Origin of the sequence: Vibrio sp. VPAP30 (assembly GCF_001188205.1) — a bacterium.
GTDB lineage: Bacteria > Pseudomonadota > Gammaproteobacteria > Enterobacterales > Vibrionaceae > Vibrio > Vibrio bivalvicida.
In genome coordinates this window covers 37,564-58,584 of record NZ_LBLS01000022.1, presented here as the reverse complement: position 1 = coordinate 58,584, position 21,021 = coordinate 37,564, and the positions used below count along the sequence as shown (strand labels likewise).

Here is a 21,021-nt window from a genome sequence, read left to right as displayed (position 1 = left end):
GCAAAGTATGACAATAAATCACGTAGAAGGTGCATTGCTAAAGTCAGCCGGACTTAGTGAACAAGATATTGCTGATACGCTTGCGAGTATTGCGACTCGCCAAATTGATTACGCCGATATCTATTTTCAGTCGAGTTGGCATGAATCTCTGGTTTTAGAAGATAGCATCATCAAAGATGGCTCTTTCAATATTGATTGCGGTGTAGGCGTTCGTGCTGTCACTGGTGAGAAAACCGGTTTCGCCTACTCTGACCAAATCCAGCTAGAAGGCCTGACGCAAAGTGCAGTTGCTGCTCGTGGTATTGCTCAGCAAGGTCAAAACGGCAAAGTTCAGGCGTTTAAGCGTAGCGATAATCAAAGCTATTACTCTGCAGCTAACCCATTAGAAAGCTGGCAGAAAGAGCAAAAAACCAAGCTGCTTAAAGAACTCGATGCCTATATTCGAACGAAAGAGCCGTTGATTAAAGAAGTGTCTATCAGCTTGAGTGGCGTGCATGAGCAAATGCTGGTGGCGGCTACAGATGGTACTTATGCTGGTGATATACGTCCGCTAGTGCGCTTATCTATTAGTGTACTGGCACAAAAAGGTGATCGCCGTGAGCGTGGTAGCTCTGGCGGTGGTGGTCGATTTGGTTACGATTTTTTCCTCACTGATAGTGATGGTGCTAAGGTCGCGTACCACTATGCCGATGAAGCGATCCGTATGGCGCTAGTAAACCTTGAAGCTGAAGCCGCGCCTGCTGGTATGATGCCTGTGGTACTCGGCTCTGGTTGGCCGGGCGTTCTGCTGCATGAAGCAGTCGGCCACGGACTTGAAGGTGACTTTAACCGTAAAGAGTCTTCAGTATTTAGTGGCAAAGTCGGTGAGAAAGTAACGTCTGAGCTGTGTACTATTGTTGATGACGGTACATTGAAAGATCTACGTGGTTCATTAAACGTTGATGATGAAGGTGTAAATGGCCAGTACAATACTTTGATTGAAAATGGCGTACTTAAAGGTTATATGCAAGACAAGCTCAACGCCCGTTTAATGGGTGTTAGTCCAACAGGCAATGGTCGTCGTGAGTCTTATGCTCATCTTCCTATGCCGCGTATGACCAACACATACATGCTGCCAGGTCAGCACACACCAGAAGAGATCATCTCTACAGTTAAGAAAGGTCTGTATGCGCCTAACTTTGGCGGCGGTCAGGTGGATATTACTTCAGGGAAGTTCGTCTTCTCGGCCTCTGAAGCTTACTTGATTGAAGATGGCAAAATCACTCGCCCAGTAAAAGGGGCCACCCTAATTGGCTCAGGCATTGAAGCGATGCAACAAGTCTCGATGGTTGGTAATGATCTTAGCATTGACCGTGGTGTCGGTGTGTGCGGTAAAGCAGGTCAAAGTGTTCCAGTTGGTGTCGGTCAGCCAACGCTGAAGCTCGATTCGATCACTGTTGGTGGTACGGAATAGAGAAGGGAACGCTTTCGCTTCGAGATTCGAGAGAGGACTTAGTCCTTCGAGGGGTCTTTGTGGATGAGGTGGCGAAAGTTGCTGAAAAGCTTAATTGGACATAAAAAGAAGGGTTGACGCCATGCGCCAACCCTTTAATTTTTCTCGCTTCTCGCTTCTCGCTTCTCGCTTCTCGCTTCTCGCTTCTCGCTTAGATGCCATCTCTTTCAATAGGGCAGCTCATACAACGAGCGCCACCACGGCCGCGGCCTAATTCATTGCCTGGAATGGTAAGAACCTTGATGCCCGCTTGGTCATACTTCTCGTTAGTATAGACATTACGCTCGTAACCAATCACAACGCCCGGTTTCACCGTTAGCACGTTGTTAGCATCGTTCCATTGCTCACGTTCCGCTTCGTAGCTGTCACCACCAGTGGTAATTATCTTGAGGTAATCCAAGCCCAATGCTTCTTCAATCGCGTGAATAAAGCTAGGTACTTGTTCGACCTTCATTTCGCCGTCGTTTTTAGGTGTCAGACGCCAAGTGTTGAGATCTTTACGCATGATTTCTGGGTAAACCGAGAAGGTATCGATATCCATGTGCGTCATCACGGTATCTAAATGCATACAGGAACGGTGTTTAGGTAGTTCGATGGCAATAACTTGCTTCGCCTGACCGTGTTTAAATAGTTTTGCAGCAAGGTTTTCGACACCTTGAGCAGTTGTCCGCTCTGACATACCAATAAGCACAGCACCTTTACCAATAACCAGTACGTCACCGCCTTCAATGTTGGCGTTGTCGTAGTGCAGGTCTTCATCACCGAAGTACTTAATAAAGTCTTGACCTGCGAATACCGGATGCCAGCGATAAATAGCACGCAAGTGGTTGGTTTCACGTTGACGGGCTGGTTTCATCATAGGGTTGAGTGACACGCCGCCATATACCCAACAGGATGTGTCGCGGGTAAACAGATGATTCGGTAGCGGTTCAATCACGAAATCCAGTGGACGATGCATACGTGGTAGCATAGAAGAAGATTGAATTGGTAACTCTGAATACGCCAAACCACCTAGCAATACAGTGGCGAGATGCTCATTGTCCATCTCTGATAGGTAATGGCGCAAATCTTTGGCAAAAGTTGGACCATAGCGGAAATCTGAAATCTGGGTATTAAGAAGCCAAGTTTTCGCCTCGTCAACGGTAAGGGTTTCGACAAGTAGATCGTGAAGCAGTAATACCTCGACATCTTGGCTACGCAGAGTATCGGCAAACTTGTCGTGTTCTTCACCCGCTGCCTCAACAGCCAATACATCATCAAACAACAGCTCATGACAGTTTGACGGGGTGAGGTGGGTGAGTGCTCGCTCTGGACGGTTTAACAGTACTCGTCTTAGTTGACCAACTTCAGAGCCTACGTACAACTTACTCATTTCGTATCCTTACAATTAGTTCCTGAGCGTATTTATGACAAGTTTGTTATAAAGATGCAAGTTGACATACTGGTTGGTATTGCTGTGTTTTGTTTGTTTATTGGTTATATATTTCATAATTTCCTTATGGAGTGCCTTCTTGTGCTGTTTTGTGATTTCATAGAGTGCAAGGAAAGATGCGTTGCTATGCGATTACTAACGCTGGAAAGGATTGCTCTTTTCTAGGGTCCTAGAGCATAGCTATGCACAAATTGGAGTCTGTATGGTTTATCGTTACCTATTTATTCATTTGGCCATTTGTCCAGTCTATGCATAGGCTAGAGATAAAAACGCAGTTCGCGTCATTTGCAAGGATGTTTAGAAATAGAGAGAAAGTTCTGAATTGTGACAATGATAAAAAATTGTTAATTCCTATAACTGTGAAGTGGATCTTAATTGATCTAACTTGAAGTGGTGAAGAAAGATCGGGATCGAACCATATTCTGGGTAGTAATTTCTCTGGATCCATGCGATATTTCGTCGCGGTATATAATGATCAATTTTGTCACTATCTGGAGCACGACTTATGTCTCACGAAGATGAATATCTATCTGTTGAAGCGTTAATTGAGATTCAAAAGGAAGATACTCGCGAAATCATCCAAGCTTTGTTAGAAGACGGCAGTGATCCAGATGCTTTGTATGAGATTGAGCACCATCTGTTTGCTGAAGATTTTGCTACGCTAGAAAAAGCTGTGGTTGAAGCCTTTAAGATGGGCTTTGAAGTACTTGAAGCAGAAGAAACAGAAGATGAAGATGGCAACAAGTTGCTTTGCTGTGATGCAACGATGGAATCTGCACTAAACCCAGAAGCGATTGATGCGCAAGTTGAAAAGCTGGTACATCTTGCAGAGAAGTTCGACATCATTTATGACGGTTGGGGCACCTATTACGAAGGTGAAGATGCCTTGTACCCAGAAGAAGACGATGAAGAGTAAGTTCATCTACTGATAGAATCTTGAAAATACCAGCTAATCGGCTGGTATTTTTGTTTTTGCCTTAAACGAGATATATCTTTTCTTGCCGAGTTGGCATTATAATCGACTCAACTTTGATCCAGGACAAGATATAGATATATGGAACTCTCCCTTGCTGGCCTGTGGCAAGTCTCCCCCTTGACTGATTTATCCATCCCACAAGATGATGTGACATTTCCAGCACCAATAAGTCAGGTTTTGCCTGATTATCTATCTGAATCGGATATTGCCGAGCAAGAATGGCATTTAATGCATGATATCGAAGTCGATGAAGCAATGATGGCTTTTCCTGCGGTGGACTTAGTACTAGGTGGGGTAGATTATCACGCAGAAGTGCGCCTCAACGGTGTCGCGCTATTTGACTGTGATGGTACTCAAGCAGAATACAAGAAAGATATTCGTCCTTACCTACAACTTGGCCGTAATCGTTTTGAGGTTCTCTTCTTAGAAGAAGAGGAAGATCTGCTATTTGAAGAAGATCAGTTGGGTCTGTGCCAGCTAGGTGAAGATGCGTATAAAAAATTCGACAATCGTTTGGGGGTTTGGAAAGAGCCCTACTTACAGTTTATCCGTCATATGCGATTGGAACATGTGACCACTGAGCAAATATGGCACCATGGTGGTGGATGTGAGTTTTTGGTTGATTTGCACTACAAGACCTACTCACCGGGCTTAGTCTCTGCGTCAGTCAAGTTTAATGGCATGACTTACCATTTGCCTATTGATGTGCGAGACAACCGTGCCAGCGCCTTATTTCAAATTGAAGCACCAATCTATGCAGATAGTGACGCTCCCAATCTAGAAGACTTATACCTGCTCGAAGTTAATTTAGACGGTCAAACCCAGCGTTTCAACGTTGGGTTAAGTAAGGACATGTGCGTTACCCACTACCCGCTTTAAGCGTGAGCGCATCCCCAGTACTGGTTATCTTGCTGTTTACGCAGCCACATTTTCTCATGGAAGTAATAAGCAATGGTGTTAATGGTTGGCTCAATCGCCGCCATTATTCCACCAATCAATGCATCTCCAGTCATTAGGTAAACAACGCCAAAAGCAACACTGAAGTGAACAATGGCAAAGCTGGTGGTTTTAATTTTCGCCGAGCGAGATAAAGTCGCTAGCAATTTGTTTTTTGCCCATACGCGCTCGTGGAGATAAAAAGCGACGGTGTTGACTGAAGGTTCAATCATCGCAATTAGGCTACCAATCAGAATGTCACCTGTCAGTAGGTAAACGACGGTGAATGCAATGCTAAAGTGAATGGTTGCGAATGTGATTGTTTTCTTCATCTTAATAACCTGTATCTTGTCTTGCCATGAGGTTATTATTGATAATTATTCGTATTAATGAAAACGGCTTTTGTCGATATGATTGATAGGATATAGCTATTAAAAAGGCGCTCATAATTGAGCGCCTTGGATTTCCGTTGTACTTTGGTTATGAACCTTGAGGCTTTACAACCAAGACATTGATAGGGGAGTTCTGCACCACTTTGCTTGCTACAGAACCAAGCACCACTTTGTCTATCTTCGAGCGTTTATGACTCGGCATAACGATAAGATCTGCGCCGAGCTTTTCAGCAAAGTCCAAAATGGTTGAATACGGCTTGCCTTCTGCAACATGAACCTTGTATACCACATCTTCATCAATGTGCTTAATAGCAAAGTCTTTTAACTGGCTTTCGACGTCTGCTTTCATTTTTAGTGCTGCGTCTTTTGGGAAATAAGTCGCAACCATCGACATGTGAATTCCTGGTAACACGTTAAGTAGGTGCACTTGTGCGTTTGAGTGCTTAGCGTGCCAGACCGCGAGTTCTACCGCCTTGTCAGAAAAGCCTTTGTCATTGAGATCGACTGGAACAAGAATTTGCTTATACATTGTTATTTCTCTTTGTCGTCACTTGCTGCGAACACACCAAGTGGAATTAATGCATCCTTAGTTTAATTGTAGCCCCACATTGACAGTGGGGCTGACTAAGTTACGCGCTCATCTGTTCCTTTCGAGCTCGTCGTTTCTGGTTAAGGCCAAGGCCAATCAACAGCATCAGCGCAGGGACAAATACCCATTCTTTCATCGGACGATCGGCTTCAACAACCACAGAACGAATCTCCCAGTCAAAATCGACACCAGCAGATTCGGCTGGGCTGCCAAATTCCACCATATCGACTAACATACGTCCGTTGGCGCTATTAAGCATCAGGCCCATAGAGGAAATACGTTCTTCGGCTGTTGTTGCTTTATCTTCAAACGGCAGACGAACCGTTTTAGAGACGTAGTCACCTTCAAGGTTTTCACCTGCTACTAGCAGTTCTATCTCTTCACCAACGTTTAGATCTTCGGCAATCTGTGCGATTTCAGTACCAGGGTATAGGACTTTTGCCGGATAGATTTGATCCCACCAGAAACCAGGGCGGAAGAAGGTAAAGGTCAAAGCAAGCAGCAGGAGCGTTTCCCACCATTTGTTTTTAGTAAACCACCAGCCTTGTGTTGCTGCAGAGAATATCAGCATTGCGATCACAGAAGATATGATCGTGAGCAACAAATGCCACCATGAATCGATACCCATCAACAGTAATTGGGTGTTGAAGATAAACATAAACGGCAAGATTGCGGTTCGAATATCGTAAGTGAAGCCTTGAATACCAGTTCGGATTGGGTCTGATTTAGCGATTGCCGCCGCTGCAAAGGCCGCAAGACCTACTGGAGGTGTATCATCGGCAAGAATACCGAAGTAGAACACAAATAGATGGACGGCGATTAGCGGGATGATCAAACCACTTTGTGCACCTAAGGTGACGATTACCGGAGCCATCAGTGTTGAAACAACAATGTAGTTTGCTGTGGTAGGGAGCCCCATACCTAAGATCAGGCTGATCACAGCGGTGAACAATAGCATTAAGATGATGTTACCGCCGGAGATGAACTCAACAAAGTCGGTCATTACCAAGCCGATACCTGTCAGCGTGACGACACCGACAACTGTCCCTGCAGCGGCGGTAGCAACACCGATACCGATCATATTGCGCGCACCAGCAACAAGACTTTCTAATAGATCGACAAAGCCTTCTTTGGTCTGCTCGGCAATAGATCCTTGTTTAGACAATACGGCCATAAGAGGACGTTGGGTGATCAAGATAAAGATCATGAATACCGTTGCCCAGAAGGCGGATAAGCCTGGAGAGAAACGCTCTACTGTCAAACACCAGACCAGCACCACGATTGGTAGTAGGTAGTGCAAACCTGACTTAATCGTTGGACCCGGATCGGGTACTTCCGTCAGCTCTGCATCAATTTCAATTGCACCTTCTTTAGCGTACTTGGCTGAAATGTTGACTAGAGCAACATAAGCCAGAAGTAGTGCGACAGTTACAATTGGAGTGGCCGCTTCACCGAATACATCTTTGGTCCAGCCAACACCGTAGTACACAGCAGCACTTATCACACACAAGCCAAGAATGGTGCCAGTGAAAGAGAGCAAGCTAGCCAGTAGCGTTGGGTTGTGGCGGCGAGGTAGGCCTGTCATGCCTGCTTTACACGCTTCTAAGTGGACGATGTAAATCAAAGCGATGTATGAGATCAGGGCTGGAAGAATCGCTGCCTTGATAACTTCGACATAAGAGATACCGACATATTCCACCATCAGAAAGGCTGCGGCGCCCATGATAGGCGGAGTTAGCTGACCGTTAGTAGAAGCTGCAACTTCTACTGCACCAGCTTTAGTGCCGGGGAAACCGACACGTTTCATTAGTGGAATGGTGAATGTGCCTGTGGTCACTACGTTAGCGATGGATGAACCAGAAACCAGTCCTGATAGGCCAGATGCGACCACGGCAGCTTTTGCAGGGCCGCCTTTCATATGACCGAGTAACGAGAAAGCCACTTTAATAAAGTATGCACCAGCTCCCGCACGTTCTAGCATGGCTCCGAACAGAACAAACAGAAATACGAATGACGTTGATACACCAAGTGCAACACCAAATACGCCTTCAGTGGTTAGCCATAAATGCGACATAGCTTTATTGAGGCTTGCCCCTTTGTGGGCTATGACGTCTGGCATGTATGGGCCGCCAAAAGTGTACAGTAAGAAGACTGCCGCGACCACCATCAGTGGTGGGCCTAAAGCCCGGCGAGTTGCTTCAAGGAGCAATAGCATACCCATTACAGCAATCACAATATCTGGCGTTGTAGGTGCACCGGAGCGACCAGCAAGCTCGGTGTAGAAAATGTAGATATATGCGGCAGAAAAACTTCCCGCTAACGCTAACAGCCAATCAACGGCTGGGATGCGGTCTCTTGGCGAGTTTTTCATTGCTGGATAGGCAGTAAATGCTAGGAATACTGCAAACATCAGGTGAATTGAACGCGCTTCAGTATCGTTGAGTACGCCAAAGTTAAAAATGAACGGCAAAGGGGATGCGTACCAAAGTTGGAACAGTGACCAACATAGCGGCACAAACCATAAGATGCGACCAGGAAGCCCTGAAGGGGCACGTGCACCAGTATCGGATTGAGCTACCATTTCTTGCACATCTTGAGACGGAGTTGTTGTCTTCGACATGTACTTAATCCTTATTATAAATGGTCCATGTATTTATGATTATCAGAACCTTTATTTAGCATCTTTCAGTGTAGTGAAAAGATGAAATATTACTCAGTTGTGTGATTTTCTTAGGTGTAAAACGAGGGTGAGTTTCAAGAGTGTGAAACTCAAAATTTGAATGTAGCTTTAACCAAACAGCGACTACGAACCAAGGAGGCATGTGCCTCCTTGGCAAAAGAGGGTTTACTTAAGTAGACCGATCTCTTTGTAGTACTTCTCTGCACCTGGGTGTAGAGGGATAGAAAGACCAGCTTTCACCATGTCTTCTTTCTTCAAACTTGCAAACGCTGGGTGTAGGCGCTTGAAGGTGTCGAAGTTTTCAAATACAGATTTAGCAACGTTGTACGCAACTTCGTCTGAAACGTCAGTGGTTGTCACCATAGTTGCTGCAACACCAAAGCTGTTTACGTCTTTGTCTGTACCGCGGTACATGCCAGCAGGTACTGTGCTGTATGCGTAGTAAGGATTGTTGGCAACAATTTCATCGATTTTCGCGCCCGTTGCTGAAACGAGTTTAGCGTCACATGAAGTGGTTGCTTCTTTGATAGATCCATTCGGATGGCCAACAACATAAACAAACGCATCAATCTTGTTATCACAAAGTGCTTGTGAACGCTCAGAACCTTTCAGCTCAGACGCTAGTTTAAAGTCATCGTTAGTCCAGCCCATTGCTTCCATTACAACGCCCATTGTTGCACGGTCACCAGAACCTGGGTTGCCGATGTTGACACGTTTACCCTTAAGGTCTGCAACGTTTTCAATCCCAGCGTCGCTGCGCGCGATGATGTTGAATGGTTCTGTGTGTAGAGAGAAGACTGCACGTAGTTTCTTGTACGGGCCTTGCTCAGCAAACTTACTTGTACCGTTGTAGCCGTGGTACTGCCAATCAGACTGAACGATACCGAAGTCTAGCTCGCCAGCGCGGATAGTGTTCACGTTGTAGATTGAACCACCAGTCGACTCGACAGAACAACGAATGTTGTGTTCTTTACGGCCTTTGTTTACTAGCTTACAGATTGCACCACCCGTAGGATAGTAAACACCAGTCACAGAACCCGTACCAATAGTGATGAACTCTTGAGCGTTAACTGCGCCAGCGCCCATTACAGCAGCTGCAATCGCACCAACCTTAATAAGTTTGTTCAATGCCATGAATGTCCCTTCCTTATTCATTATTAACCCCTAGCAAGTGTAGTTGCTAGGGGCGTTTCCTATTACTGGAAACGGCATCTTTTTCAATCCGTATGTTGAAAAAGTGGCTGAATAATAGCAAAAAATTGGCACATAATTACACGGATGTTAAAGAATATAGACAAAATGCCTGAATATTAACCCAATGTATCTGGAATATTTTCAAGGTAAACCTTATATAAATCATTGGCTTATATTGAGAACTTAGCTAAGGGAAGATTTTTTTAAGATGTGATCTCAATCACGCCGCGAATTTGGCGGCGTGATTTGTATTTTGTCGATGTATATGAAACTAACCTGTGTACTCAAACAGGTCGCACACCGAGGCAAAAAGTTGCTCTGTGGTAATCGAAAGGGTTGGGGTGATAAAGATAGTATCGTCACCAGCTACGACGCCTAAGATACCTTCAGCTTTACCAAGAGAATCAAGTAGGCGGGCAATAAGTTGGGCAGCACCAGGACCGGTGTGAATGACGACCAACGCATTGTTGTGATCGATGTCTAGAACCAGTTCACGTAGCGAGCTAGACACAGTCGGTACGCCCAACTCGGCAGGAAGACAGTAAACCATCTCCATTTTGGCGTTGCGAGTACGCACAGCACCGAACTTGGTCAGCATACGAGAGACTTTCGATTGGTTGATGTTCTCAAACCCTTCGTTCTTCAGAGCTTCGACAATATCGCCTTGGGATCCAAAACGTTCTTCTTTGAGTAGGGACTTGAACGCACGAACGAGGTTATCTTGTTTTTCAGAATGGCGCATGGTTCTCTTTCTATGTTGGTTTTTATAAAAAGCAAGTGAATATTCTCGCATAGCTATGCAGATAGTGCCAATGTGAAGCCTGATTTCTGTCTAGTATATCACTGTAAATTTGGCAGAAATTATTGACAGAAATCTTGCTTAAACCTTTGTCATTAAAGGTGAAGGAGACGATAATAGCCTCGATGCATGTGGCACGTTTTTGTCGGATTGCGCAAGGTCGCAAAGCTGACGTTAATTGATTGTAATCAGGTTGTGATTACTATAGTTTGACCTAGTTGATTACAAATCGCTCTACAAAACATATATAAGAGAATCGTCTCAAGGAGAACTACGATGAAAGTAGCCGTTATTGGTGCCGCTGGTGGCATCGGTCAAGCCCTAGCCCTACTACTGAAAAACCGTCTTCCTGCTGGTTCAGATCTAGCCCTGTATGATATCGCACCTGTTACACCAGGGGTTGCTGCTGATCTAAGCCATATCCCAACGCCAGTATCAATTAAAGGTTATGCAGGTGAAGATCCAACACCAGCATTAGAAGGTGCTGATGTAGTGCTTATTTCTGCGGGTGTTGCGCGTAAGCCAGGTATGGATCGTGCGGATCTGTTCAACGTGAATGCGGGTATCGTTAAATCTCTAGCGCAAAGAATTGCGGATGTTTGTCCTAAAGCGCTTGTCGGTATCATCACAAACCCAGTGAACACCACTGTACCAATCGCAGCTGAAGTGCTTAAGCAGGCGGGTGTTTACGATAAGCGTCGTTTGTTTGGTGTAACGACTCTGGATGTGATTCGTTCTGAGACTTTCGTAGCTGATCTAAAAGACAAAGATCCTGGTGATGTTCGCGTTCCTGTTATCGGTGGTCACTCGGGTGTAACGATTCTTCCTCTGCTTTCTCAAGTTGAAGGTGTTGAGTTTAGTGATGAAGAAGTAGCAGCACTGACTAAGCGTATCCAAAACGCGGGTACTGAAGTGGTTGAAGCGAAAGCAGGCGGTGGCTCTGCGACTCTATCTATGGGTCAAGCTGCTTGTCGTTTCGGTCTTGCTCTGGTCAAGGCTCTTCAAGGTGAAGAGGTGATTGAATACGCTTATGTGGAAGGTGACGGTGAACATGCTCCATTCTTCGCTCAGCCAGTGAAGTTAGGTAAAGAAGGCGTTGAAGAAGTACTGAGCTACGGTGAGCTAAGTGACTTTGAAAAGTCGGCACTCGACGGCATGTTAGAAACACTGAACGGTGATATCCAAACAGGTGTTGATTTCGTTAAGTAGTCAAACCTAAGCTTAAACCGAAAGCCGACTTTTCTAAGTCGGCTTTTTTGATCCTTTTTACGCACCTAGATGTAAACTTAATAACAACGGAGGAACGTAAAATGGATATTAGTAAAATCGAGAAAGGCATGTTGGTTGAGTGTCAGCAAGGGATCGGAACTGTGCTTGAAGTTGATCAGGAACATGGAGCCGTGGTGATTGAAGAGCGGAATTCTCACCAAAAATTCGAGGTAGATATCAAGGATTTGATGGAAGATCCTCAACTTCATCAGGGATGCGATAAGTACTACTAGCGCTGAAAGCACCAACAAAAAAGCGAGCTAATCAGCTCGCTTTTTCAATCTATATGTCGGATTACTTGCGTACAGCAATCGCTTCGATTTCGATACCGACATCTTTAGGCAAGCGAGCAACTTCAACACATGAACGGGCAGGGTAGTTAGCTACCTTGTGCTCATCGAAGAACTGACCGTAAACCTCATTCACTGTGCCGAAATCGTTAAGGTCTTTAACGAATACCGTCATTTTTACGATATCTGTGACAGCTAGGCCAGAAGCCTCTACTACAGCTTTTACGTTGTCTAGAGACTGACGAGCTTGCTCTGCGATATCTGCAGATACTTCACCAGTAGCTGGGTTTACTGGGATTTGGCCAGAAGTCAGTACCATATTACCTAGGTCAACACCTTGTACGTATGGACCGATTGCTGCTGGAGCTGATTCTGTGTGAAGTACTTTAGTCATTATTATGTTCCATCTATTTTGGGGTGAACAGAATTTAGGGGATTCAGTGTGCCGCGAAATAGCGGTTGGGTAAAGTAAAAATCCTCGCCCTAAACGAGCGAGGATAGTCAATTTATGCTTATTGAGTAACCAGAGTCTGTTTAACGCTCAGTGACGATTTCACGTGAGAAGACTTTCTCGCAGTATTTACATTTCAAGCGAATATCTTGTTTCTTCTCAAATACCTTAAAGCTACTTTCTACTGGCTCGCCGTGGGTAATACAGTTGGTATTTGGGCATTCAAATACATTATTCACTTGTTCCGGTAGCTCAAGCGGCAGCTTCTTCACTACTTGGTAGTCTTCGATTTGATTGACCGTTGCGTGTGGTGCGTACAGAGCAAGCTTACTTGCTTGTTCCTCGCTGATAAACACGTTTTCAATCTTAAGCAGATCTTTGTGCCCTAGGGCTGATGAAGGTAGATTGAGACCGACCGTCACACGTTGTTGCGACTTATGCATTGAGAACAGCTTGAGAACCTTAATACCAATTTGTGCCGGAATGTGGTCGATTACGGTGCCGTTTTTAATTGCTTCAACCTGCAATTGAGTTTCTTTAGTCATGATGATTTCCTCGATTACAGTGTTTCGTTTAAGACAAGGGCAAGCAACGCTTGGCGAGCGTAAACGCCGTTTTCTGCCTGTTCAAAGTAGTAAGCATGCGATGTTTTATCGACATCAACTGTAATTTCGTCAACACGTGGCAGTGGATGAAGTACTTTCAGGTTGTCACGCGCGCCTTCTAATAGTGCGGCGGTTAGAATGTAAGCTGACTTGATATGAGCATACTCAGATTCGTCGAAGCGCTCTTTCTGTACGCGAGTCATGTAAAGCACGTCTAGCTCGGGAATCACGCTTTCCATATCGGTATGTAAACTGTATTCGATACCTGACTCATCTAACTCTTCACAGATGTAATCTGGCATCGCCAGCGCTTCTGGAGCGACAAAGAAGAAGCGAACATTATTAAATTTCGCTAGTGCCTGAGTTAGAGAGTGAACGGTGCGGCCGTATTTCAGGTCACCGACGAAAGCAACATTGAGCTTATCGAGACGGCCTTGCGTCTCAGCTATTGAGAATAAGTCGAGTAGCGTTTGGGTTGGGTGTTGGTTTGCGCCATCGCCACCATTGATGACTGGGACACCGTTGGAGAACTCAGACGCTAGTCGCGCGGCACCTTCTTGAGGGTGGCGCATAACGAATGCATCAACATAAGAAGAGATTACCTGCACTGAATCTGCCAACGTTTCCCCTTTTTTAGCCAGCGAGGTGTTACCGCCATTATCGAAACCAATCACATCACCACCGATACGCTGAATGGCAGTTTCGAAAGACAAACGAGTACGGGTAGATGGCTCGAAGAAGCAACTTGCAACGACTTTATTTTTAATCAACTCTGGCTGAGGTTTAGCCTTTAATTCTCCCGCCGTTTTGACAATCAATTCTAGCTCTTCACGAGAAAGCTCAGGAATCGAGATAATATGCTTGTTATAAAGCGTGTTTGTCATAGTCATCTTCCCAGTCATGAATTTGAGGCACAAAAAAGCCCCCCATTACGGGAGGCTTTAGAAATCGGTAGAAATAGAAAAACCAGCGCCGATAAGCATTTTGGCTTACCTAATGTAATACGCTTTTTAGAGCACGAATTACGTGGCATTGTTTTACTACCTCCAGACAAATTGCCGAGCATTATACGCCGAAGATTTGTTAACGCAAGCGATTACATCGAGGGTTTTGTTGTCACTTGTTTGCTAAGTTCAAGCGCCGAGTGTGGCAACCATCACAGCTTTAATTGTATGCATGCGATTTTCCGCTTCATCGAAGACAATAGAGTGCTCTGACTCAAATACCTCTTCGCTGACTTCTAGGCCATTCATGCCGTATTTATCAGCGACCTGCTTACCTATTACTGTCTCGTCATTATGGAAAGCAGGAAGGCAGTGCATAAATTTAACCTGCGGGTTGCCCGTTTTGCTAATCATATCCATGTTGACTTGATACGGAGTCATCTTGGCGACGCGCTCATCCCAAGCTTCGGGTGCTTCGCCCATTGATACCCAAACATCGGTATAGAGGTAATCACAACCTTTAACGCCTTCTTCGACATTTTCAGTGAGAGCGATTTTAGCGCCAGTGTGTTGTGCTATCTCCCGGCAGGTTGCAACCAGCTCCTGTTCTGGCCAAAAATCTTTTGGTGCGACTAAGCGAATGTCCATGCCCATCTTAGCTGCGCCAACTAGTAAAGAGTTACCCATGTTATTACGCGCATCACCTAAGTAGGCAAACTTAATTTCATGCAGGTATTTACCGCGACCGTGCTCAAGCATAGTGAGGAAATCAGCAAGGATCTGGGTTGGATGAAACTCATCGGTGAGGCCGTTCCATACAGGTACACCTGCATGAGCGCCAAGTTCTTCAACAATTGACTGACCAAAACCACGATACTCGATCCCATCGTACATACGACCTAAAACACGCGCAGTGTCTTTCATTGACTCTTTGTGTCCGATCTGAGAACCCGACGGGCCGATATAAGAAACTTGTGCTCCTTGATCAAATGCCGCAACCTCAAAAGCACAGCGAGTACGCGTAGAGGCTTTCTCAAAGATCAAAGCGATGTTTTTGCCGACTAGTTTTTTTTGCTCAGTTCCAGCGTATTTGGCTTTCTTCAAATCAGCTGATAGATCGAGCAAAAACTGGATCTCTTTAGGGGAGAAATCGAGTAGCTTAAGGAAGTTTCGGTTACGTAGATTAAAAGCCATGCTCCAGTCCTTGAATGTTCATTCATTATTATGGCCTTAGTTAATCATACTTAACCACTGTTTGTGAATAATTATTTAAATAAAATGCCGAGATATGAATTATATCTCGGCCGATGTGATTATAAATTCTCTTCGGCATATTCCGCTAGGCGGCTGCGAACCACACCATTGAGGTGAATGTTGGCACTACCTTCGAAGTTTTTGAAGCGTTCAACCATGTAGGTTAGACCAGATGTCACAGGGGTTAAGTAGTGTGAATCTATCTGAGCTAAGTTACCTGAGCATACGATCTTGGTTCCTTCACCACAGCGTGTGATGATAGTCTTGATTTGTGATGCGGTCAGGTTTTGACATTCATCGAGCAACACAAACGCATTTTGGATCGAACGTCCGCGCATAAAGTTGATCGACTTAAACTGAATGTTAGCTTTATCACAGATGTATTTTAGCGAGCCTTCAGTACAATGATCATTCTTATGTAGCGCCTCTAAGGTGTCGGTGACGGCAGCAAGCCAAGGCAGCATCTTCTCTTCTTCGCTACCGGGCAGAAAGCCAATCGATTCACCAATATCTGGCGTGTTACGTGTCACGATGATCTTATCAAACATGCCTTGCTCAATAGTCTGCTCAAGGGCAGAAGCCAGAGCGAGAAGAGTTTTACCACTACCAGCTGCTCCGGTAAGGATCACCAAGTCGATATCGGGATCGAGTAAGGCATCAAGCGCCATGCCTTGGTAGATGTTTTTCGGTGTAATATCCCATGCGCGACGGTGCATCATTCGTTCACGGCTGAGATCTTTAATCGTGACAGTATCGTCTTCGATCTCTTCGACACGCCCGGCAAAGTCGCTTTCTTCATCAATGACATATTGATTGATGTAAGTGGGTTCGAATGGCTCTCTATCAAGGGTGTGGTATGTTCGACCTGCGAGGTTCTTACTCTCTACATTGTGGATATTGCTCCAGAACTCTCCCTCGATTTGTTGAAAACCTTTGGTGAGATACTGAACATCATCAATCAATTGGTCGGTTCGGTAATCTTCAACAAAACGAACGCCGGCTCCCTTGGCACGAAGACGCATGTTGATGTCTTTGGTGACCAAGATGACTTCACGCGGAGCGCGTTTGTTCTGTAAATAAAGCACACCGTTGAGAATACGATTATCACCCGCTTTGTCGGCAAAGGCCTTAACGGTTTCTTGCAGTTCAAAGTCAGCCAGAATCGCGATATGACCTGTTCCCTCTTTGTCTTTGTTGATAGGGATGCCTTCAGAAATTTCATCTGGTGTGGCGTCTTTAAACATGGCTTCGAGTGCTCGTATTGCCACACGGGCATCGCGAGCAACATCGCGTTTACTGTCTTTGATCCTGTCGAGCTCTTCGAGGACAGTCATCGGGATGACGACATCGTGTTCTTTAAATGAGTAGATGGCTAGTGGTTCGTGTAGCAGAATATTGGTGTCGAGGACAAAAAGCTTCCGGTCTGTGTCACCCATAAGCGTCTCCTTGCCGCGCTGCGGCTTGCTTACCCTTCATACTTTTGCATGAAGTGGTCTACCTGCGGTTGCTTGCAGTAATGTAGCCTGGCAATCAGAATACGCTGATGGTTTGACTACAAAAACTGCAAACCCGTGTTGATCGTCATCCTATCAAATGCATCTCTCGTGCCAGTCAGAAACTTGACGCGAAATGATGTACTTTCATCAATAAGTATAATCTCGTTTTTCAACACTCCTGTTTAGAAGTGCCACTGATTTCTTACACTTTGATGTCATCCTCAAGTTGGATAAAAAATTGTTGGTTTTTGAGGCCTTTGTACGTGACCAATGTCACAGCTTCGAGTAAGATTAGCGACCTTTTTCCGCGCAACGGCTGACACCATTGTTTCCTCGTCAGTTGCCTTTCAAGTTGCGTAAGAGTTACTAAAATAAATAGACCCATTTTTGAATTAATAGATGAGGTAGTCGATTCATGACATTTGCTTTGGGCCAGCGCTGGATCAGCGATACGGAAAGCGACCTAGGTTTAGGAACCGTTGTAGCATTGGATGCTCGTACTGTGACATTAATGTTTGCAGCTTCTGAAGAGAACCGAGTTTACGCTCGAAATGATGCGCCCGTAACCAGAGTAACCTTCAATATTGGTGATGTGATTGATAGCCAGGAAGGGTGGTCTGTTAAAGTTGAGCAAGTGGTCGAAGACCAAGGGTTATTTAGCTACGTTGGTGTGCGTGAAGACAGCGGCGAAGAAGGCGTGATTTTACGTGAAATCATGCTCAGCAACCAGATTCGCTTTAACAAGCCTCAAGATAAGTTGTATGCCGGTCAGATCGACCGCATGGATAACTTTGTGCTCCGTTATCGTGCATTGATGAACCAATATCAGCAGCATAAAAGCCCAATGCGTGGTTTATGTGGCATGCGTGCGGGTTTGATTCCTCACCAGCTTTACATCGCACACGAAGTGGGTCGTCGCCACGCCCCTCGTGTTCTGCTCGCAGATGAAGTTGGTCTAGGTAAAACCATTGAAGCCGGTATGATCATTCATCAGCAAGTATTGGCTGGTCGTGCTGAGCGTATTCTGATTGTGGTACCAGAAACGTTGCAGCATCAGTGGTTGGTAGAGATGATGCGTCGTTTCAACTTGCACTTTTCTATCTTTGATGAGGAGCGCTGCATCGAAGCATTTGCCGACTCAGATAACCCTTTTGATACGCAGCAATATGTACTGTGTTCACTCGATTTTCTGCGTAAGAGCCGCAAGCGCTTTGAACAAGCCCTAGAAGGTGAGTGGGACCTATTGGTCGTCGATGAAGCGCATCACCTAGAGTGGAGCCCTGAGAAACCGAGCCGAGAATACCAAGTGGTGGAAGGGTTAGCGGAACGTACTCCAGGTGTTTTGCTGCTAACTGCAACACCAGAACAGCTAGGTCGTGAAAGTCATTTTGCCCGTCTACGTCTATTAGACTCTGACCGTTTCTTTGATTACCAAGAGTTTGTCAAAGAAGAAGAGCAGTACGCGCCAGTAGCCGACTCGGTCAGTGCGCTGTTCTCAGGTCAATTATTAGAGAATGAAGCAAAGAACCAAATCACAGAGCTGCTTTCAGAGCAGGATGTCGAGCCATTGTTCCGCATTATTGAAAGCGATTCAGATCAAGAAGCAAAAGCAACGGCACGCCAGGAATTGATCGATAACCTGATGGATCGTCATGGTACAGGTCGCGTTCTATTCAGAAATACTCGTGCGGCAATAAAAGGTTTCCCGCAGCGCAACGTCAACCTACTACCTATGCCAATCCCGCAGCAGTACAGCACGTCTATGCGCGTATCCGGCTTGATTGGTGGCAAGATTAGCCCTGAAGCTCGTGCACTGAAGAACCTATACCCAGAGGAAATCTTCCAAGAGTTCGAAGGCGATGATGCAAGTTGGTGGCAGTTCGATAGCCGCGTAAACTGGTTACTGGAAAAAATAACAGAGAAACGTAGCGAAAAAATTCTAGTTATCGCTTCTCGCGCCAGTACAGCGTTGCAACTTGAACAGGCGCTACGTGAGCGCGAAGGCATACGCGCCACTGTTTTTCATGAAGGCATGTCTATTCTTGAGCGTGACAAAGCGGCGGCTTATTTTGCTCAAGAAGAAGGTGGTGCGCAGGTTCTGATCTGTAGCGAAATTGGTTCAGAAGGTCGCAACTTCCAGTTTGCTAACCAACTTGTGATGTTCGATTTGCCATTTAACCCTGACCTGCTTGAGCAGCGTATAGGCCGCTTAGACCGCATTGGTCAGAACCGCGATATTGATATTCATGTGCCTTATTTAGAAGGTACATCGCAGGCTATCTTGGCGCGTTGGTTTGAAGAGGGACTCAATGCGTTTGCTGAAACCTGTCCAACGGGGCGTACAGTTTACGATAAGTACTCTCAGCGTTTAATTGAGATGTTGGCTTCGGGTGACACCAGCGACCTTGACGAAGTGATCGCTGAGTCTGCAGCGCTTAATAAAGAGCTGAAAGCACAACTTGAACAAGGCCGTGATCGTCTGCTTGAGATGCACTCGAATGGCGGCGAAAAAGCGCAGGCTATAGTGGATAAGATTGCTGCGACCGATGGTGACACTAATCTAGTCACTTTTGCTTTGAGCCTATTCGATACCATTGGCTTAGACCAAGATGACAAAGGTGAAAATGCTCTAGTGGTCACCCCATCGGAGCACATGCTTGTACCGAGCTACCCTGGTCTGCCGTATGAAGGTGCAACGATTACCTTTGATCGTGAAACGGCTCTGTCGCGTGAAGATATGAACTTTATCAGTTGGGAACATCCAATGATTCAGGGGGGTATCGACTTGCTAATGAGCGAGGGTGTGGGTACAACCGCGGTTTCACTCCTTAAAAACAAAGCACTACCCGTTGGGACTATGCTGCTTGAGTTGGTGTACAAGGTTGATGCACAAGCACCAAAGCGCAGTGGTATCAGCCGTTTCTTACCTACGACGCCAATCCGAATGATGCTTGATGGTAAAGGCAATGACCTATCTTCTCAGGTAGAGTTTGAGAGTTTCAACCGTCAGTTGAGCCCAGTCGGTCGCCATATTGCGACCAAGCTCGTTGCTTCGGTTCAGGCGCAAGTTCACCAGTTAGTTGAGGCTGGCGAAAAGCTGATCGTCGACAAAGTTGAGGCGATTCGCAATCAGGCGCAACAAGAGATGCAAGCAAGCTTGAATAGCGAGCTAGAGCGTCTGCAAGCGTTGAAGGCGGTCAATCCTAATATCCGTGATGAAGAGATTGAAGCGATTGATGAGCAGATTAAACTGCTGACAGGTTATATCAGCGAAGCTCAGTATCAGCTAGATTCTTTACGCATGATTGTTGTAAGTCATAACTGATTTTCGTCATATACATCATTGCCGAATCAAGGAGCGAGATGTCAGGAATCTTTCCAGTGGGCAGAGATTCCTGACTGCACCCCTACATCGATATTGGGAATGATGCTTCTGTTTTTTTAGGAAAGAGATTCTTTCATGGCAATGACTGAATACAACCCACCGCAAGATCCTTGGGTTGATGTGGTGTTCGAAGATGAACATATCTTGGTGGCTAATAAACCATCGGGACTCTTGTCTGTGCCAGGGCGTTTAGCAGAACATTACGATAGCTTGTGGTCTCGTTTGGTGGATATCTACCCCGAGATCCAAGTGGTGCATCGCCTCGATATGGACACTTCAGGTCTGATGCTTTTTGCAAAACACAAAGAAGCTGAACGCTCGCTTAAGAAACAATTTCAGTATCGGTTGACGCACAAAGTGTATTACGCGCGTGTTTGGGGTCATGTCGAGCAGCCAGAGGGAGAAATTGACCTGCCTTTAATTTGTGACTGGGAAAAACGCCCTAGACAAAAAGTTTGCTTTGAAGACGGCAAGCCATCAAAGACTTTGTATCAAGTGGTAAAACATGAAGAAAAAACCACGATTGTCAGGTTGCTACCGATTACTGGTCGATCCCATCAGCTTCGAGTTCATATGCAAGCGTTGGGTCACCCCATCGTTGGTGATGAGTTTTACTCGCACGCTGAAGCGTTCGCTTATTCTTCGCGCTTGGAATTGCATGCGACAGAACTCAGTTTTTATCACCCTGACACCGAGTTACTACAAACTCGCTTTGTACCGTGTGATTTCTATCTTGAAGCAGAAGCGATGATCTTTAACTATTTTTCACTTGTGCGAGAATTACCAGACTACAAATTGCTGCCACGCCCATAATAATTCAAGGATAGATTCGGCAGC

Annotated in this window: 18 protein-coding genes; 7 read left to right on the top strand and 11 right to left on the bottom strand. The window is 45.6% G+C overall.

Annotated features, from left to right (window positions below; genetic code table 11):
- The first annotated feature begins 7 nt into the window (after window positions 1-7).
- On the top strand, window positions 8-1,453 hold the full coding sequence (tldD, locus tag ZX61_RS09395; RefSeq protein ID WP_049844380.1) for a metalloprotease TldD: 1,446 nt from the start codon (window positions 8-10) through the stop codon (window positions 1,451-1,453).
- A gap of 190 nt (window positions 1,454-1,643) precedes the next feature.
- On the opposite strand, the gene arcA is transcribed toward tldD, so the two are convergent.
- Window positions 1,644-2,864, bottom strand: a complete 1,221-nt coding sequence (gene arcA, locus ZX61_RS09390) for an arginine deiminase (RefSeq protein ID WP_049844379.1) — start codon at window positions 2,862-2,864, stop codon at window positions 1,644-1,646.
- A gap of 565 nt (window positions 2,865-3,429) precedes the next feature.
- Here arcA and rraB point away from each other — a divergent pair.
- Window positions 3,430-3,840 carry a ribonuclease E inhibitor RraB gene (gene rraB / locus ZX61_RS09380; RefSeq protein WP_049844377.1) on the top strand — a complete coding sequence of 137 codons (411 nt, stop codon included), beginning with the start codon at window positions 3,430-3,432 and terminating at the stop codon, window positions 3,838-3,840.
- A 138-nt stretch (window positions 3,841-3,978) separates the two neighbouring features.
- Complete coding sequence (locus ZX61_RS09375) at window positions 3,979-4,779, top strand: glycosyl hydrolase 2 galactose-binding domain-containing protein (RefSeq protein WP_049844376.1); 801 nt, start codon at window positions 3,979-3,981, stop codon at window positions 4,777-4,779.
- Here ZX61_RS09375 and ZX61_RS09370 read toward each other — a convergent pair.
- From ZX61_RS09370 to argR, 5 genes are all read right to left on the bottom strand, one after another.
- Window positions 4,776-5,168, bottom strand: coding sequence for a DUF2061 domain-containing protein (locus ZX61_RS09370; protein ID WP_049844375.1), 393 nt, complete (start codon window positions 5,166-5,168; stop codon window positions 4,776-4,778). The two genes, ZX61_RS09375 and ZX61_RS09370, sit on opposite strands and share 4 nt — an antisense overlap.
- A 148-nt stretch (window positions 5,169-5,316) precedes the next feature.
- On the bottom strand, window positions 5,317-5,757 hold the full coding sequence (locus tag ZX61_RS09365; RefSeq protein WP_049844374.1) for a universal stress protein: 441 nt from the start codon (window positions 5,755-5,757) through the stop codon (window positions 5,317-5,319).
- 100 nt (window positions 5,758-5,857) lie between these two features.
- Window positions 5,858-8,437: a TRAP transporter permease gene (locus ZX61_RS09360; protein WP_049844373.1), complete on the bottom strand. Its 2,580-nt coding sequence runs from the start codon at window positions 8,435-8,437 to the stop codon at window positions 5,858-5,860.
- A 225-nt stretch (window positions 8,438-8,662) separates the two neighbouring features.
- Complete coding sequence (locus ZX61_RS09355; protein ID WP_049844372.1) at window positions 8,663-9,631, bottom strand: TAXI family TRAP transporter solute-binding subunit; 969 nt, start codon at window positions 9,629-9,631, stop codon at window positions 8,663-8,665.
- A gap of 331 nt (window positions 9,632-9,962) precedes the next feature.
- The gene (argR, locus tag ZX61_RS09350; protein ID WP_049844371.1) at window positions 9,963-10,433 is read right to left on the bottom strand and encodes a transcriptional regulator ArgR; all 471 of its coding nucleotides are present in this window, start codon (window positions 10,431-10,433) and stop codon (window positions 9,963-9,965) included.
- Window positions 10,434-10,766: 333 nt separating this feature from the next.
- On the opposite strand from argR, the gene mdh reads away from it, so the two are divergent.
- Window positions 10,767-11,699 carry a malate dehydrogenase gene (gene mdh, locus ZX61_RS09345; protein ID WP_049844370.1) on the top strand — a complete coding sequence of 311 codons (933 nt, stop codon included), beginning with the start codon at window positions 10,767-10,769 and terminating at the stop codon, window positions 11,697-11,699.
- A 101-nt stretch (window positions 11,700-11,800) separates the two neighbouring features.
- Window positions 11,801-11,992 carry a hypothetical protein gene (locus ZX61_RS09340; RefSeq protein WP_049844369.1) on the top strand — a complete coding sequence of 64 codons (192 nt, stop codon included), beginning with the start codon at window positions 11,801-11,803 and terminating at the stop codon, window positions 11,990-11,992.
- A gap of 61 nt (window positions 11,993-12,053) precedes the next feature.
- On the opposite strand, the gene ZX61_RS09335 is transcribed toward ZX61_RS09340, so the two are convergent.
- The 5 genes from ZX61_RS09335 to ZX61_RS09315 all read right to left on the bottom strand — a co-directional run bounded on the left by ZX61_RS09335 (window position 12,054) and on the right by ZX61_RS09315 (window position 16,739).
- Window positions 12,054-12,443, bottom strand: coding sequence for a RidA family protein (locus tag ZX61_RS09335; RefSeq protein ID WP_049844368.1), 390 nt, complete (start codon window positions 12,441-12,443; stop codon window positions 12,054-12,056).
- Window positions 12,444-12,583: 140 nt separating this feature from the next.
- Window positions 12,584-13,045 carry an aspartate carbamoyltransferase regulatory subunit gene (gene pyrI, locus ZX61_RS09330; protein ID WP_049844367.1) on the bottom strand — a complete coding sequence of 154 codons (462 nt, stop codon included), beginning with the start codon at window positions 13,043-13,045 and terminating at the stop codon, window positions 12,584-12,586.
- A gap of 14 nt (window positions 13,046-13,059) precedes the next feature.
- Entirely contained in the window at window positions 13,060-13,989 is a 930-nt protein-coding gene (gene pyrB, locus ZX61_RS09325) for an aspartate carbamoyltransferase (RefSeq protein ID WP_049844366.1), read from the bottom strand.
- A gap of 249 nt (window positions 13,990-14,238) precedes the next feature.
- Window positions 14,239-15,243 carry an ornithine carbamoyltransferase gene (gene argF, locus ZX61_RS09320; RefSeq protein ID WP_049844365.1) on the bottom strand — a complete coding sequence of 335 codons (1,005 nt, stop codon included), beginning with the start codon at window positions 15,241-15,243 and terminating at the stop codon, window positions 14,239-14,241.
- A 119-nt stretch (window positions 15,244-15,362) separates the two neighbouring features.
- Window positions 15,363-16,739 (bottom strand): PhoH family protein, encoded by a 1,377-nt coding sequence (locus tag ZX61_RS09315; protein ID WP_049844364.1) that lies wholly within the window; start codon window positions 16,737-16,739, stop codon window positions 15,363-15,365.
- Between the two features lie 475 nt (window positions 16,740-17,214).
- Here ZX61_RS09315 and rapA point away from each other — a divergent pair, with 475 nt between their 5' ends.
- Window positions 17,215-20,124, top strand: a complete 2,910-nt coding sequence (rapA, locus tag ZX61_RS09305; RefSeq protein ID WP_049844362.1) for an RNA polymerase-associated protein RapA — start codon at window positions 17,215-17,217, stop codon at window positions 20,122-20,124.
- 135 nt (window positions 20,125-20,259) lie between these two features.
- Complete coding sequence (gene rluA / locus ZX61_RS09300) at window positions 20,260-20,997, top strand: bifunctional tRNA pseudouridine(32) synthase/23S rRNA pseudouridine(746) synthase RluA (protein WP_049844361.1); 738 nt, start codon at window positions 20,260-20,262, stop codon at window positions 20,995-20,997.
- Window positions 20,998-21,021 lie beyond the last annotated feature (24 nt).